Here is a 15,805-nt window from a genome sequence, read left to right as displayed (position 1 = left end):
TGAACACCGGGCACCCACGCGACGTCGACCCGTCGATTACGGGCCAGCCGCACCAGGTGACGGGCAATGTTCCCGACCTGATGGGCAACACTTCGAGGACGCTTGGTAACCCGGTGGACATGCCAGCGGCGGTACGGATCCCGTACCGCCGCAACCCTTTGTGCCGCGCCGCTCCTACGCCGCGCCGCGCTGCAGCGCCTCGCACACCGCCGCCGACTCCCTGACGCCGAGTTCGACCGCCTTGCCGCAGTGGGCGATCCAGGCCGCCATGCCCTCCGGCGTACCGGACGCGTAGCCGTCGAGGGCCGCCAAGTAGGCCGCCCTGCCCAATTCCGCGCCCCCCGCCTCGGCCGGGCAGATCGCCTTCGGGTCGAGGCCGCTGCCCACCAGGACGATGCGTTCGGCGGCCCGCGCCACCAAGCCGTTGTGCGAGCCGAAGGGACGCAGGCTGAGAAGTTCCCCGTGGACCACGGCAGCCGTCACGAGAGCCGGCGCCGCGCTGCCCGCGATGATCAGCTGGGAGAGGCCTTCGAGGCGGCCCGTCACCTCGTCCGCGTCCGGCAGGGGAAGCTCGACCAGCGGTTCGTCGACGGGCTCGCCCGCCAGCCTCGGCCGACCCGCGCCCTCGGTGGAGTCCGCGGCGGCGACCAGGTGCAGACGCGCCAGGACCCGCAGCGGCGACTGCCGCCAGATGGACAGGAGTTGACCGGCCTCGGCGGTCAGCCGCAGGGCCGCGCCCACCGTCCGCGCCTCGCCGTCACCGCTGAAGTCGGTGCGCCGCCGCACTTCTTCGAGCGCCCACTCGGCGCCGGAGAGCGCGGCGGAGCCGCGGGCGCCGCGCAGTGCCGCCTCGGAGGTGATCTCGTTGCTGCGGCGCCGCATGATCCGGTGCCCGTAGACCCGGTCCACGGCCTTGCGCACGGAGTCCACGGAGTCGGCCACGCCGGGCAGTGCGCCCAGGGCCGCGATCGGATCGGCTGTCGTACTCATGAGTACGACACTACGTACTTCCGGGCCCCCCTCCACGAAGGAGTGGTCTTCTTCACGCGGATCGAGCACCGCCAGTATGCGAGCCGCTACGCTACGTGGTTATGAAAATCGCTTTCGTAGGGAAGGGCGGCAGCGGCAAGACCACGCTGTCCTCGCTCTTCATCCGCCACCTCGCCGGCACCGGCGCGCCCGTCATCGCGGTGGACGCCGACATCAACCAGCACCTGGGCCCCGCACTGGGTCTCGACGAGACGGTCGCCGCCGAGCTGCCCGCCCTGGGCGCGCGCCTGCCCCTGATCAAGGACTATCTGCGGGGCTCCAACCCGCGGATCACCTCGGCGGACACCATGATCAAGACGACGCCTCCCGGTGAGGGCTCCCGGCTCCTCCGGGTGCGCGAGGACAACCCCGTCTACGACGCGTGCGCGCGGCCCGTGGAACTGGACGACGCCACCGTGCGTTTGATGGTCACCGGGCCGTTCACCGAAGCCGACCTCGGTGTCGCCTGCTACCACTCCAAGACGGGAGCGGTGGAGCTCTGCCTGAACCACCTGGTGGACGGCCGCGACGAGTACGCGGTCGTGGACATGACCGCAGGCTCGGACTCCTTCGCCTCCGGCATGTTCACGCGCTTCGACATGACGTTCCTGGTGGCGGAGCCGACGAGGAAGGGGGTCTCCGTCTATCGCCAGTACAAGGAGTACGCACGGGACTTCGGCGTCAGCCTCGCCGTCGTCGGCAACAAGGTGCAGGGCCAGGACGACGTCGACTTCCTGCGCGAGCAGGTCGGTGACGACCTCCTGGTGACCGTCGGGCACTCGGACTGGGTGCGCGCCATGGAGAAGGGGCACCCGCCGCGCTTCGAGCTCCTGGAGGAGGAGAACCGCCGTTCCCTGCAGGCTCTCCAGAACGCCGTCGACGCCTCGTACGACCGGCGCGACTGGGAGCGGTACACCCGCCAGATGGTCCACTTCCACCTGAAGAACGCGCAAAGTTGGGGCAACGAGCGCACGGGGGCCGACCTGGCTGCCCAGGTCGACCCCGACTTCGTGCTGCGTGAGCGCATGACCGCCACAGCTGACTCCGTCGCCACGGCCTGACCGAGTCGCCACGACCTGGTCGAGTCACCACGACCTGGTCGAGTCACCACGACCTGACCGAGTCGACACGGCCCGACCGAGTCGGCACGGCCTGGCCGAGTCGACGGGACCCGACCGGGCCGGCGGGACCCGATCGGGCCGGCGGGGACTACCGCTTGATCGCCGGAGCGCCCGGGACCCCCTTCGGCGCCGGCGCGGGCTGGGCGGAGAGGAACGCCGCCCAGCCTTCCTTCGGCTCCTTGCCGACCCGCAGCCCTGCCAGCCTCTTCAGCGTCTTCGGGTCCTGCGCGTCGAGCCAGTCCGCGAGCTGGCGGAAGGAGACACAGCGCACGTCGCGCTTGGTGCAGACCGCCTCGATGGTCTCCTCGATGGCGCGCATGTACGTGCCGCCGTTCCAGGACTCGAAGTGGTTGCCGATGATCAGGGGCGCGCGGTTGCCACGGTAGGCGCGGTCGAAGCCCTGGAGCAGGCCGTCCCGCATCTGGTCGCCCCAGTACTCGTGCTTGTCCGGGTCCCCCTGTGACGTCGAACCGGACTGGTTCACCATGAAGTTGTAGTCCATGGTGAGCGTCTCGAACTTGCGGCCCGGGACCGGGACGAGCTGCATCGACAGGTCCCACAGCCCCTCCTTCTTCTTGGGCCATACCTGGTCGTTCACGCCGCTCGTGTCATAGCGGAACCCCAGCTCCCCGGCGGCCCGCATGAAGTTCTTGCGGCCTTCGAGGCAGGGGGTGCGGGCGCCGATCAGCTCCTTGTCGTAGTCGAAGGGCAGGGGCGGCGCCTTCTTGATGCCCGTGTTGGTCTTCCAGGCCTTCACGAAGGACTTGGCCTGCCTGATCTCGCTCTTCCAGTCCGCGACGGACCACTCGCCCACCCCGCGGCCGCTGCCGCAGAAGTGGCCGTTGAAGTGCGTGCCGATCTCGTTGCCCTCGAGCCAGGCGCCGCGGAGCTGCTCCACGGTGTCCTTGATCCCGGCGCGGTCATTGAAGCCGATGTCCGAACTGCCGGCCATGTGCTGCGGCGGTTTGTAGAGCCTGCGCTTCTCCTCGGGGAGCATGTACACGCCGCTGAGGAAGTAGGTCATCGTCGCGTTGTTCCGCTTGGCCACCTTGCGGAAGTGGGAGAACAGCTTCTGGCTGTCCTCGCCCGCCCCGTCCCACGAGAAGACCACGAACTGCGGTGGCTTCTGGCCCGGCTTGAGGCGGGTGGGTCTCGGCAGGTTCGGCTGTTTGCCGGTGAACGCGGTGGACCCGTCGCCGATCATGCGGACGGCGCTCTTGGGCGCCGGAGCACCGGCCGCCTTCTTCGCGCCGTGAGCGCCCTCCTTCGAGCCGGTGCTTCCGTCGGCACAGCCGGCCAGTGCGGCTCCACACGCCACCAGGGCGGTGAGGCTCGCGGTGATCCTCCGGGTGGTGGCCATGTTCCGCCCACCTACTTTCCGTACAAGTCGGGACATATCACACCGAAGTTCGCACGGAGTTCGATAAGCGATCATTCGACAAGCCGATTACATTTTTTATTCACTCATCAGGGTGACTAATTGCCCCATTTGCCACGAAAGTCCTCCCGGATCCTTTACTCTGGATTACGGTTCGTTTACCGAGAGTTGAGAAATCCCGCCGCTGTTACGCCGTGACCCACGGCCGCGATCTGCCCTCCGGAGACCTCCGGAGGACCCCTTGTCCGCGACCGCGCTGCCCCGGAGGAGACGGGAAACATGTCTGCCTGCGTCCCCACTCGCACCACCGACTCGGCTCACACGCCCCGCGACCACGAGCCCCACGCCCCGCCGCCCCACAAGAGATTCCGCATCGCGGGGGCCGACCTCTCCGCGTCGATCGCCGTCTTCCTGATCGCGCTGCCGCTGTCCCTCGGCATCGCCCTCGCCACCGGGGCACCGCTCCAGGCCGGCCTCGTCGCCGCGGCCGTCGGCGGCATCTTCGTCGGAGCGCTCGGCGGCTCGCCGCTCCAGGTCAGTGGCCCCGCCGCCGGACTCACCGTGGTCACCGCCGACCTCATCCACCAGTACGGCTGGCGCACCACCTGCGCCATCACCGTCCTCGCCGGCCTCTGCCAACTCGGCCTCGGCTGCCTGCGCGTGGCCCGCACGGCCCTCGCCGTCAGCCCCGCCGTCGTCCACGGCATGCTGGCCGGCATCGGCGTCACCATCGCCGTCGCCCAGCTGCACATCGTGCTCGGCGGCACCCCGCAGAGCGTCGTCCTCGACAACCTCCGGGCGCTGCCCGCCCAGCTCGCCGACCTGCATCCGGCCGCCCTGACGATCAGCGTCCTGACGCTGGCGATCCTGCTGCTCTGGCCACGGATCCCCGGGCGGGCCGGGCGCATCGCCCGCGTCCTGCCCGCGGCCCTCGTCGCCGTCGCCGCCGCGACCGCCGTCTCCTCGCTCGCCGGGCTCCGCGTCGACAAGGTGGAGCTGCCGTCCTGGCGCAGTCACGCGCTCGTCGGGCTGCCGGAAGGGCCCGCGCTGGGGCTCGTCGCCGCCGTGCTCACCATCACGCTGGTGTGCAGCGTGCAGTCACTGCTCGGCGCCGTCGCCGTCGACAAGGTCGTCGCGAGCCAGTCCGAGCTGCACCCGGGCGTGCGCCGCTCCGACCTCGACCGCGAACTGCTCGGCCAGGGCTCGGCGAACATCGTGTCCGGAGCGCTCGGCGGCCTCCCCGTCGCCGGAGTCGCGGTGCGCAGCATGGCCAATGTGCGCGCCGGCGCCGTCAGCAGGAACTCCACGATGCTGCACGGCATTTGGGTAGTGGTGGCCTCGCTCCTCCTGGTTCCCGTCCTGGAGCTGATCCCCCTCGCCGCCCTCGCCGCCCTCGTCATGGCCGTCGGCATCCAGATGGTCAGCCTGAACCACATCCGGACCATCACCCGCCACCGCGAAATCGTCGTCTATGCCGTCACCACCCTCGGTGTGGTCTTCCTCGGTGTCCTCGAAGGCGTGGCACTCGGCGTCGCCGTCGCCGTGGCCGTCTCGCTGCACCGCCTCGCCCGCACCCGCATCACCCACTGCGAGGACGAGACCGGCGTCCACCGCCTGCGGGTGCGCGGCCAGTTGACGTTCCTCGCGGTGCCGCGGCTCAGCAAGGCGCTGCACCTCGTGCCGCAGGGGTCGGACGTCATCGTGGAGCTGGACGGCTCCTTCATGGACCACGCCGCGTACGAATCGCTCCAGTGTTGGCAGGACTCGCACACCGCGCACGGCGGCAGCGTCGAGATCACCGGCCGCTCCGGGGCCCGTATCGCCGAGCCCGCCAGCTCCTCCTCCCACTCCTGCTGCAGGCCCTGGGCCCCGTGGCGCAACCACCACTGCGACCGGCCGCAGGAGGAGCGGAAGGACGGACGGGCGGTGAGGCGGCCCAGCGGGCACCAACTGGCCAGCGGCATCAGCGCCTTCCAGCGGAACACGGCGCCTCATGTGCGCGGCGAGCTCGCCAGGCTCGCGCGCGAGGGCCAGCAGCCCGCACAGCTCTTCCTGACCTGCGCCGACTCCCGGGTCGTCACCTCGATGATCACGTCGAGCGGTCCCGGCGACCTCTTCGTCGTCCGCAATGTGGGCAACCTGGTGCCGTTGCCGGGTGCCGAGAGCGGGGACGACTCGGTGGGCGCCGCCATCGAGTACGCGGTCGACGTGCTCCAGGTCCGGTCCATCACCGTGTGCGGCCACTCCGGTTGCGGTGCCATGCAGGCGCTGCTCAGCGCCCCGCCCGGGGGCGCCCAGACGCCGCTGAAGCGGTGGCTGCGGCACGGCCTGCCGAGCGTGGAGCGGATGGGCGCGCAGGACAGGGCGTGGGCGCGCCTCGCCGGAAGAGCGCCCGCCGACGCGGTGGAGCAGCTCTGTCTCACCAATGTGGTGCAGCAGTTGGAGCACTTGAAGGCGCATGAATCGGTGGCGCGCCGACTTGCCGAAGGAGATCTTGAGCTGCACGGTATGTACTTCCACGTCGGTGAGGCGCAGGCCTATCTGCTGACGGAGGGCACCGGTCTGGAGCCGCTCCCCGACGAGGTCTTCGATCAGGTGTCCCCCACGGCGCAGGACGAAGCCGAGCGGACCCCTTCCGGGTAGCCGGAGGTCAGATCGAGTAAACCGGGTAAAGGTCTAAACCAATTTTCGGCAGACCCTTGTCACCACGGGATGTGTCTGATGAGCTGTGGCTTCGGACACAACGGTCGCCCCCGGCAAAGCAGCGCAAGGGAGATGTCGTGAGCAATGAAAGCCTGGCCAACCTCTTGAAGGAGGAGCGTCGCTTCGCGCCGCCGGCGGAGCTGGCAGCCTCCGCGAACGTCACGGCGGATGCGTACGAGCAGGCCAAGGCTGACCGGCTCGGCTTCTGGGCCGAGCAGGCCCGCCGGCTGACCTGGGCCACGGAGCCGACCGAGACGCTCGACTGGTCGAACCCCCCGTTCGCCAAGTGGTTCGCCGACGGAAAGCTCAACGTCGCGTACAACTGCGTGGACCGCCACGTCGAGGCGGGAAACGGCGACCGTGTCGCGATCCACTTCGAGGGTGAGCCCGGCGACAGCCGGGCCATCACCTACGCCGAGCTCAAGGACGAGGTCAGCCGCGCGGCCAACGCCCTGACCGAGCTGGGCGTCCAGAAGGGCGACCGCGTCGCCGTCTATCTGCCGATGATCCCCGAGGCGGTCGTCGCGATGCTGGCCTGCGCCCGCATCGGCGCCGCCCACTCGGTGGTCTTCGGCGGCTTCTCCTCCGACGCGATCGCCAAGCGCATCGAGGACGCCGACGCGAAGGTCGTCATCACCGCCGACGGCGGGTACCGCCGGGGCAAGCCCTCCGCGCTCAAGCCCGCCGTGGACGAGGCCGTCAGCCGCGTCGACGGCGTGCGCCACGTCCTGGTGGTGCGCCGCACCGGCCAGTCCCTCGAAGAGGCGGGCAGCACCTGGACCGAGGGCCGCGACGTGTGGTGGCACGAGATCACGGAGCGGCAGTCCACCGAGCACACCCCCGAGGCCTTCGACGCGGAGCATCCGCTCTTCATCCTCTACACCTCGGGCACCACCGGGAAGCCGAAGGGCATCCTGCACACCTCCGGCGGCTATCTCACGCAGGCGGCCTACACCCACCACGCCGTCTTCGACCTCAAGCCGGAGACCGACGTCTACTGGTGCACGGCCGACATCGGCTGGGTCACCGGCCACTCGTACATCACGTACGGCCCGCTGGCCAACGGCGCGACCCAGGTGATGTACGAGGGCACCCCCGACACCCCGCACCAGGGCCGCTTCTGGGAGATCGTCCAGAAGTACAAGGTCACCATCCTGTACACGGCGCCCACGGCGATCCGCACGTTCATGAAGTGGGGCGACGACATCCCCGCGAAGTTCGACCTCAGCAGCCTGCGGGTGCTCGGGTCGGTCGGCGAGCCGATCAACCCCGAGGCGTGGATGTGGTACCGAAAGAACATCGGCGCCGACAAGTGCCCCATCGTGGACACCTGGTGGCAGACCGAGACCGGCGCGATGATGATCTCGCCGCTGCCGGGCGTGACCGAGACCAAGCCGGGCAGCGCCCAGCGCGCCCTGCCGGGCATCTCCGCCACCGTCGTCGACGACGAGGCGAACGAGGTGCCGGACGGCGGCGGTGGCTATCTCGTCCTGACCGAGCCGTGGCCGTCGATGCTGCGCACCATCTGGGGCGACGACCAGCGGTTCATCGACACGTACTGGTCGCGTTTCGAGGGCAGGTACTTCGCCGGTGACGGCGCGAAGAAGGACGACGACGGCGACATCTGGCTGCTCGGCCGGGTGGACGACGTGATGCTCGTCTCCGGGCACAACATCTCCACCACCGAGGTCGAGTCGGCGCTCGTCTCGCACCCGGCCGTCGCCGAGGCGGCGGTCGTGGGCGCGGCGGACGAGACGACGGGCCAGGCCATCGTGGCGTTCGTGATCCTGCGGGGCACGGCGAGCGCCGAGGACGAGGGGCTCGTGGCGGACCTGCGCAACCACGTGGGCGCCACGCTCGGCCCGATCGCCAAGCCGAAGCGGGTCCTCCCGGTGGCCGAGCTGCCGAAGACCCGGTCCGGCAAGATCATGCGCCGTCTCCTCCGGGACGTCGCGGAGAACCGCGAGCTCGGTGACGTCACGACGCTCACCGACTCGTCCGTGATGGACCTGATCCAGACGAAGCTGCCGGCCGCGCCCAGCGAGGACTAGGCCGTAGCCGTACGACGAGAAGGGCACCCGGCGCCAGGCGCGCCGGGTGCCCTTTTTGCACTTAGGGTGAAGATCACTGGATTCGTCCGGGCGTACGTTAGGTAAGCTAAGGATCGCGTCAACATCGCGACAAGATGACGCGACGAGAAGTACCAAGGTGCGCCGGGAAGTCTGGTCGGCATGTGCTCAGCCCTGCCTACCCGACCGGAGGTCGACTCACGTGTCCGCGCCCATACGCAACACCGACAACCAGCGCAAGGTCCTCGGACGCCTCTCGCTCCCCGAGCGGAACTTCGTCGCGAACGCGCTGCGCGCCGAGACCGTCGGTGGCGTGCTCCTGCTCGTCGCGGCTGTCACCGCCCTGATCTGGGCCAACACGGCCGGCGGCTCCTACGACTCGGTACGCGGCTTCCACCTCGGCCCCGCCTCGCTCGGGCTCGACCTCTCCATCCAGCACTGGGCGGCCGACGGCCTGCTCGCGGTCTTCTTCTTCGTCGCCGGCATCGAACTCAAGCGCGAGCTGGTCGCGGGCGACCTGCGCGACCCGAGGGCGGCGGCGCTGCCCGTCGTCGCGGCGCTCTGCGGCATGGCCGTGCCCGCGCTCGTCTACGTCCTCACCAACACCGTCGGCGGCGGTTCCCTGGACGGCTGGGCCGTCCCGACGGCGACCGACATCGCCTTCGCGCTCGCGGTCCTCGCGGTCATCGGCACCTCGCTGCCGTCCGCGCTGCGCGCCTTCCTGCTCACCCTCGCCGTCGTCGACGACCTCTTCGCGATCCTGATCATCGCGGTCTTCTTCACCAGCGACCTCAACTTCGCGGCGCTCGGCGGCGCCGTCCTCGGCCTCGCCGTCTTCTGGCTGCTGCTCAGGAAGCGGGTGCGCGGCTGGTACATCTACGTTCCGCTGGCGCTCGCCATCTGGGGCCTGATGTACAACAGCGGCATCCACGCCACCATCGCGGGCGTCGCCATGGGCCTCATGCTGCGCTGCCACAAGGAGGACGCGAGCGAGGAGCACTCCCCCGGCGAGCACATCGAACATCTCGTACGTCCCCTCTCCGCGGGCCTGGCCGTGCCGCTGTTCGCCCTGTTCAGCGCCGGAGTGGTCGTCTCGGGCGGCGCGCTCGGCGATGTGTTCACCAAGCCGGAGACGCTCGGTGTGGTGCTCGGCCTGGTGATCGGCAAGGCGGTCGGCATCTTCGGCGGCACGTGGCTCGCGGCACGCTTCACCAAGGCCGAGCTGAACGACGACCTGGCCTGGCCCGACGTCTTCGCGGTCGCCTCGCTGGCCGGCATCGGCTTCACCGTCTCGCTGCTGATCGGCGAACTCGCCTTCACCGCGGACCCGCTGCTCACCGACGAGATCAAGGCGGCCGTCCTGAGCGGCTCCCTCATCGCGGCCGTGCTCTCCGGAATCCTCCTGAAGGTACGCAACGCCAAGTACCGCAAGCTGTGGGAGGACGAGGAGCGCGACGAGGACCTCAGCGGTGTCCCCGACATCTACGAGATGGACGACCCGGAGTACCACCTCCGAATGGCCGCGATCTACGAGAAGAAGGCCGCGGAGCATCGAAGGCTTGCCGAAGTCTCGGGTGGGGAACGCGAGGATGGCAACGGTCCGGCATGATCTGAGCAGACATATCTCAGAAGAGATCAGAAGAGAAAAAGGGGAGAACGCGATGAGCTCACCCGACGGTCCTGTCGGCGCCGAGCGCAGCCTCGGCCAGCTGGTCGCCACGGCGACCGGTGAGATGTCCGCGCTGGTGCACGACGAGATCGCACTGGCCAAGGCCCAGCTGCGTCAGGACGTCAAGCGCGGCGCGATCGGCGGCGGCGCGTTCGCCGCGGCCGGCACGGTCCTCATCTTCTCGCTGCCGATGCTGAGCTTCGCGCTCGCGTACGGCATCCGTACCTGGAGCGGCTGGAACCTCGCCGTCTGCTTCCTGCTGTCCTTCGCCGCCAATGTGCTGGTGGCCGGGCTGCTCGCGCTGATCGGCGTCGTCTTCGCGAAGAAGGCCAAGAAGGGCAAGGGCCCGCAGAAGGTTGCCGCTTCGGCCAAAGAGACGGCTGCCGTACTGGGGAACGTCAAGCCACACCCCCGTGCGGTGAGCCCCGCGGGTACGGTCGACGTCCGAGTCGGTGAGACGGGGGCCACTGTGGCACGCTCGTCCTCATGACGGACCCTGCCACCCCATCGGCCCAACCCTCCGCCTCGGTCGTACGCATCGAAGGCCCCTGGACCCACCGGGACGTGGCCGCCAACGGCGCGCGCTTCCACATCGCCGAGCTGGGCGACGGGCCGCTGGTCCTGCTGCTGCACGGCTTTCCGCAGTTCTGGTGGACGTGGCGGCACCAGATGGTGGCGCTCGCCGACGCGGGCTTCCGGGCCGTCGCGATGGACCTGCGGGGGGTGGGCGGCAGCGACCGCACGCCCCGCGGCTACGACCCGGCGAACCTCGCGCTCGACATCACCGGCGTCGTGCGCTCCCTCGGCGAGCCGGACGCGGCGCTCGTCGGGCACGACCTCGGCGGGTATCTGGCGTGGACGGCGGCCGTGATGCGGCCCAAGCTGGTGCGCCGCCTCGCCGTCTCCTCGATGCCGCATCCGCGGCGCTGGCGTTCGGCGATGCTGTCGGACCGCAAGCAGACCGCCGCCGCCTCGTACGTGTGGGGTTTCCAGCGGCCATGGGTGCCGGAGCGTCAGCTCGTCGCCGACGACGGGGCCCTGGTGGGCCGTCTGGTGCGGGACTGGTCGGGGCCGCGGCTGCCGGACGACGACGCGATCGAGACGTATCGGCGCGCCGTGTGCATCCCCTCGACGGCGCACTGCTCGATCGAGCCGTACCGCTGGATGGTGCGGTCGATGGCGCGGCCGGACGGAATCCAGTTCAACCGGCGCATGAAGCGCCCGGTGCGGGTGCCGACGCTGCATCTGCACGGCTCGCTCGACCCCGTGATGCGGACGAGAAGCGCGGCCGGCTCCGGCGAATACGTCGAAGCCCCGTACCGCTGGCGCCTGTTCGACGGCCTCGGACACTTCCCGCACGAGGAGGATCCGGGGGCGTTCTCCACGGAGTTGGTGAACTGGTTGAAGGATCCCGAGCCCGATCGGTGAAACGGTGCGGGTGTTCGCGGCGAACACTTGTCCTACGAACGCCAATTGCCCGGCGCATAGGCCAATTGGGGCGCCTGCGCGCGGTTACCGACCTTGGGGCGCGGGCACACGTCGGGGTATGGGCTGGACGCACGACTACAGTGACGTAGCACGCAATCGCCGCTCGGCCGCAGCGCTGAACAGCCATGAGAGGGGCGGGCCGCAGCAGGACCCGGGCCACCACGGCCCCACTCAGGCGATGGGCATTCCCCGCATCCTCCGCAGGAGGGCCCGCTGGGTCTCCGCGCGGCTTCGGCACACGCGCGACTGACCCGGCCGGCCGGGCCCTCCCGCCACCGCTCTAGAGCGCGCAACCCTGGCTGTCGACCTCTTGGTTGGCGGTGCGGCCGCGCTCGATGTCCTCGCGCACCTCGTCCGTCGTCAGCACGTACCCGGTGTCCGGGTCGTCGAGGGACTTCGCGAAGACCACGCCGTAGACCTTGCCGTTGGGCGTGAGCAGCGGGCCGCCGGAGTTGCCCTGGCGGACCGTCGCGTAGAGCGAGTACACATCACGGCGCACGGTGCCGCGGTGGTAGATGTCCGGGCCCTTGGCCTGGATGCGGCCGCGCACGCGCGCGGGGCGGACGTCGTAAGGCCCGTCCTCGGGGAAGCCCGCGACGATGGCGCCGGCGCCGCTGGGCGCGTCCTGCGACGTGAACCGCAGCGCGGGCGCCTTCAGCGTGGGCACGTCCAGTACGGCGATGTCCCGCTCCCAGTCGTAGAGCACGACCTTCGCGTCGTACACCTGGTTCTGATCGCCTATCTGGACCGTCGGCTCGTCCACGCCGCCGACCACGTGCGCGTTGGTCATGACGCGGCGGTCGGCGAAGACGAATCCGGTGCCTTCCAGGACCTTGCCGCAGCTGCGGGCCTCACCGCGGACCTTCACGATGGAGCGCTTGGCCTCCGTCGCCACCTTGCTCTTGGCGAGCTTGGGGTCCGGGGGCCTGACGTCCTTGATGGGCTCGTTCGAGAACGGGCTGAAGACCTGCGGGAAGCCGTTCTGCGCGAGGACCGACGAGAAGTCGTTGAACCACGTGTCGGCCTGGCCCGGCAGCGCGCGGGAGACCCCGAGGAGGACCTTGGAGCTGCGCACCTCCTTGCCGAGCGTCGGCAGCGTCGTGCCCGCGAGGGCGGAGCCGATCAGCCAGGCGACGAGGAGCATCGCCACGACGTTCACCAGGGCGCCGCCCGTCGCGTCCAGGGCGCGGGCGGGCTGCCAAGTGATGTATCTGCGGAGCTTGTTGCCGAGGTGGGTGGTGAAGGCCTGGCCGATCGAGGCACAGACGATCACGATGACGACGGCCACCACCGCCGCGGTCGTACTCACCGTGGCCGCGTCGTCGTCCTTGACGGCGTCCCAGATGATCGGCAGCAGATAGACGGCGACGAGGCCGCCGCCCAGGAATCCGATCACCGAGAGGATGCCGACCACGAAGCCCTGGCGGTACCCCACGACCGCGAACCACACGGCGGCGAGCAGCAGCAGGACGTCCAGCACGTTCACCGATTCAATCCTCGCCTCGCATCGCGGTCGCCCATTCCACGCAACCTTGTCATGCGTGCCAGTCGAGCGGGACCCGCCTGCCGCGGTCCCAGGGGCGCTCCCAGCCCGCGAAGTGCAGGATTCTATCGATCACGCCCGCGGTGAAACCCCAGACCAGAGCGGACTCGACGAGGAACGCCGGGCCGTCGTGGCCGCGGGGGTGGACCGCCGTCGCCCGGTTCGCCGGGTCCGTGAGATCGGACACGGGGACCGTGAAGACCCGCGCTGTCTCGTTCGGATCGACGACGCCCACCGGTGTCGGGGTGCGCCACCAGCCGAGCACGGGGGTCACGACGAAGTCGCTCACCGGGATGAAGAGGCGGGGCAGCACGGCGAAGAGCTGGACCCCCCTGGGGTCGAGCCCCGTCTCCTCCTCGGCCTCGCGCAGGGCGGCGCGCAGCGGCCCTTCGCCCTGCGGGTCGCCGTCCGCGGGGTCGAGGGCGCCGCCGGGGAAGGAGGGCTGGCCCGCATGCGAACGGAGGGAGCCCGCGCGCTCCATCAGGAGCAGCTCGGGGCCCTTTTCGCCCTCTCCGAAGAGGACGAGTACGGCGGACTGGCGTCCGGCGCCGCTCTCCGGGGGCAGGAAGCGGCTCAGCTGGAGCGGCTCGACGGTCCGCGCGGCGTGGACGACCGGGTCCAGCCACGTGGGCAGGCCCGCGGTGCTGAGCAGGGGGCTGCCGTCACTCGTGCCCGCATGGGTGCTGCTCGGGTGGGTGTTGCTCAGGTGGGTATCGCTGGTCGTGCTGTCCGTCATGTCGCTCGCGTGCGTCATCGGCACCCCCGTCCGTCTCTGGACAACGCTCTTGGCCCTGTGGTTCGTTCCACCCGGTGCTGTCGGTACTCGCCCGTGGCGCCTCACCCCTCGGCGAGCGGCGGTGCCGGCTTGCCCGGGTAGTCCGGCGGCGGCTTGAGGCGCTGGCCCGGGAAACCGCCCTTCTCGTACTTCAGCAGCTTCTGTGCCTTCTCCGGGTCCGTCTCACCTTCCCCGTACGCCGGACAGAGCGGGGCGATGGGGCAGGCGCCGCAGGCGGGCTTGCGGGAGTGGCAGATGCGGCGGCCGTGGAAGATCACCCGGTGCGAGAGCATCGTCCACTCGCTCTTCGGGAAGAGCGCGGCGACGGCCGCCTCGACCTTCTCCGGGTCGGTCTCCTCGGTCCACTTCCAGCGGCGGACAAGGCGGCCGAAGTGGGTGTCCACGGTGATGCCGGGGACACCGAACGCATTGCCGAGGACGACGAACGCGGTCTTGCGGCCCACTCCGGGCAGCTTGACGAGGTCGTCCACACGGCCGGGGACCTCACCGCCGAAGTCGTCCCGCAGGGCCTTCGCCAGGCCCATGATCGACTTGGTCTTGGCCCGGAAGAAGCCGGTGGGCCTGATCAGCTCCTCGACCTCCTCGGGGACGGCCGCGGCCAGGTCCTCCGGAGTCGGGTACTTGGCGAAGAGGCGCGGGGTCGTCTGATTGACCCGCAGGTCGGTCGTCTGGGCGGAGAGGACCGTGGCGACCAGGAGCTCGAAGGGGTTCTCGAAGTCCAGCTCCGGGTGGGCGTACGGATACACGTCCGCGAGCTCGCGGTTGATCCGCCGGGCGCGGCGGACGAGGGCGGTCGACGGCTTCTCGGGCGTCGCCTTCTCGCGGGTCACCTTCCCGGGCGCCGCCTTCTTCTTCGCGGGCGCCGCCTTCTTCTCCGGGATCGCCTTCTTCTCGGGCGTCGTCTTCTTCGCGCTCACAGGGCCGACCTCTTCGCCGGGGACATCAGAAAAGCTGTCCGTTTTGTCGCTTTATTGGAAGCATTGGACGCGTGTTCGCCCACAGCGGAATCCTGGAGGGCGGCCACCGGCTCAGCCCCCTCGGCCTGTGCTCTCACCGGCTTTTTGGACACCCGGCCAGCCTAGAGCCCGACACTGACATCCGTCCCTGACCCCATGGATCGGCCCCCAATTGGCCCCCTCCCGCACAGCTCGCGGCGCCGGTGCGGCAGACTTGTGACTGATCACACTGTTTGGACCGTCCGGCAAAATGGGGAACACGGACCCCTGATATGCGGGGAACCAAGATCCCCTGAGCAGGTCGACAAGGAGAGAACTCGTGGACGACGTTCTGCGGCGCGCCCCGCTCTTCGCGGCGCTCGATGACGAGCAGGCCGCGGAGCTCCGCGCCTCCATGAGTGAGGTGACGCTCGCGCGCGGGGATGCTCTCTTCCATGAGGGCGACCCCGGAGACCGGCTGTACGTGGTCACCGAGGGCAAGGTGAAGCTCCACCGCACCTCGCCCGACGGCCGCGAGAACATGCTCGCGGTGCTCGGCCCCGGCGAGCTGATCGGTGAGCTCTCGCTCTTCGACCCCGGCCCGCGGACCGCCACGGCCTCCGCCCTCACCGAGGTGAAGCTGCTCGGCCTCGGCCACGGCGACCTCCAGCCCTGGCTGAACGCCCGGCCCGAGGTGGCCGCCGCGCTGCTGCGCGCCGTCGCCCGGCGCCTGCGCAAGACCAATGACCAGATGTCCGACCTCGTCTTCTCCGACGTGCCCGGCCGCGTGGCCCGCGCGCTCCTCGACCTGTCGCGCCGCTTCGGCGTGCAGTCCGAAGAGGGCATCCACGTCGTGCACGACCTCACGCAGGAAGAGCTCGCCCAGCTGGTCGGCGCCTCCCGCGAGACGGTCAACAAGGCGCTCGCCGACTTCGCCGGTCGCGGCTGGCTGCGGCTCGAGGCCCGCGCCGTGATCCTGCTGGACGTCGAGCGCCTGGCCAAGCGGTCGCGCTGACGCTTGTTCTCCAGGTGGCCTGACGTGTTCTGACACGTTCTGTACGTGGATGGGTCCCG

13 protein-coding genes are annotated in these 15,805 nt (G+C 69.9%); 8 read left to right on the top strand and 5 right to left on the bottom strand.

Going from position 1 to position 15,805, the window contains the following annotated elements; translation table 11 throughout:
- Nucleotides 1-174: 174 nt before the first annotated feature.
- Nucleotides 175-990 (bottom strand): Fic family protein, encoded by an 816-nt coding sequence (locus ACZ7LU_RS24985; protein ID WP_471918060.1) that lies wholly within the window; start codon nt 988-990, stop codon nt 175-177.
- A gap of 101 nt (nt 991-1,091) precedes the next feature.
- Here ACZ7LU_RS24985 and ACZ7LU_RS24980 point away from each other — a divergent pair, with 101 nt between their 5' ends.
- A complete protein-coding gene (locus tag ACZ7LU_RS24980) occupies nt 1,092-2,090 on the top strand; it encodes an ATP-binding protein (RefSeq protein ID WP_471918059.1) in 999 nt (332 codons plus the stop codon).
- Between the two features lie 148 nt (nt 2,091-2,238).
- On the opposite strand, the gene ACZ7LU_RS24975 is transcribed toward ACZ7LU_RS24980, so the two are convergent.
- Nucleotides 2,239-3,510: a hypothetical protein gene (locus tag ACZ7LU_RS24975; RefSeq protein WP_398302333.1), complete on the bottom strand. Its 1,272-nt coding sequence runs from the start codon at nt 3,508-3,510 to the stop codon at nt 2,239-2,241.
- Nucleotides 3,511-3,807: 297 nt separating this feature from the next.
- Here ACZ7LU_RS24975 and ACZ7LU_RS24970 point away from each other — a divergent pair, with 297 nt between their 5' ends.
- The 6 genes from ACZ7LU_RS24970 (at nt 3,808) to ACZ7LU_RS24945 (ending at nt 11,707) form a co-directional block, all read left to right on the top strand.
- Nucleotides 3,808-6,171: a bifunctional SulP family inorganic anion transporter/carbonic anhydrase gene (locus tag ACZ7LU_RS24970; protein ID WP_471148905.1), complete on the top strand. Its 2,364-nt coding sequence runs from the start codon at nt 3,808-3,810 to the stop codon at nt 6,169-6,171.
- A gap of 137 nt (nt 6,172-6,308) precedes the next feature.
- Entirely contained in the window at nt 6,309-8,282 is a 1,974-nt protein-coding gene (gene acs / locus ACZ7LU_RS24965) for an acetate--CoA ligase (protein ID WP_398302329.1), read from the top strand.
- Between the two features lie 220 nt (nt 8,283-8,502).
- Entirely contained in the window at nt 8,503-9,909 is a 1,407-nt protein-coding gene (gene nhaA, locus ACZ7LU_RS24960) for a Na+/H+ antiporter NhaA (RefSeq protein ID WP_468090817.1), read from the top strand.
- Between the two features lie 52 nt (nt 9,910-9,961).
- Nucleotides 9,962-10,459: a phage holin family protein gene (locus ACZ7LU_RS24955; RefSeq protein WP_398302325.1), complete on the top strand. Its 498-nt coding sequence runs from the start codon at nt 9,962-9,964 to the stop codon at nt 10,457-10,459.
- Nucleotides 10,456-11,397 carry an alpha/beta fold hydrolase gene (locus tag ACZ7LU_RS24950; RefSeq protein ID WP_471918058.1) on the top strand — a complete coding sequence of 314 codons (942 nt, stop codon included), beginning with the start codon at nt 10,456-10,458 and terminating at the stop codon, nt 11,395-11,397. The genes ACZ7LU_RS24955 and ACZ7LU_RS24950 overlap by 4 nt, the downstream gene beginning before the upstream one ends.
- A 118-nt stretch (nt 11,398-11,515) precedes the next feature.
- A complete protein-coding gene (locus ACZ7LU_RS24945) occupies nt 11,516-11,707 on the top strand; it encodes a hypothetical protein (RefSeq protein WP_398302321.1) in 192 nt (63 codons plus the stop codon).
- A gap of 30 nt (nt 11,708-11,737) precedes the next feature.
- Here ACZ7LU_RS24945 and ACZ7LU_RS24940 read toward each other — a convergent pair whose 3' ends face one another.
- The 3 genes from ACZ7LU_RS24940 to nth all read right to left on the bottom strand — a co-directional run bounded on the left by ACZ7LU_RS24940 (nt 11,738) and on the right by nth (nt 14,713).
- A complete protein-coding gene (locus tag ACZ7LU_RS24940) occupies nt 11,738-12,943 on the bottom strand; it encodes a MarP family serine protease (protein WP_471918057.1) in 1,206 nt (401 codons plus the stop codon).
- Between the two features lie 49 nt (nt 12,944-12,992).
- Nucleotides 12,993-13,760: an NUDIX hydrolase gene (locus tag ACZ7LU_RS24935; RefSeq protein ID WP_468090813.1), complete on the bottom strand. Its 768-nt coding sequence runs from the start codon at nt 13,758-13,760 to the stop codon at nt 12,993-12,995.
- Nucleotides 13,761-13,837: 77 nt separating this feature from the next.
- Nucleotides 13,838-14,713: an endonuclease III gene (gene nth, locus ACZ7LU_RS24930; RefSeq protein ID WP_471918056.1), complete on the bottom strand. Its 876-nt coding sequence runs from the start codon at nt 14,711-14,713 to the stop codon at nt 13,838-13,840.
- 358 nt (nt 14,714-15,071) lie between these two features.
- On the opposite strand from nth, the gene ACZ7LU_RS24925 reads away from it, so the two are divergent.
- On the top strand, nt 15,072-15,746 hold the full coding sequence (locus ACZ7LU_RS24925; RefSeq protein ID WP_016642758.1) for a Crp/Fnr family transcriptional regulator: 675 nt from the start codon (nt 15,072-15,074) through the stop codon (nt 15,744-15,746).
- Nucleotides 15,747-15,805: the final 59 nt, after the last annotated feature.

The sequence above is a fragment of the Streptomyces sp. NPDC039462 genome (assembly GCF_055639375.1).
The sequence above is the reverse complement of the archived record's forward strand: the minus strand, read 5'-3'. Positions and strand labels throughout refer to the sequence as shown.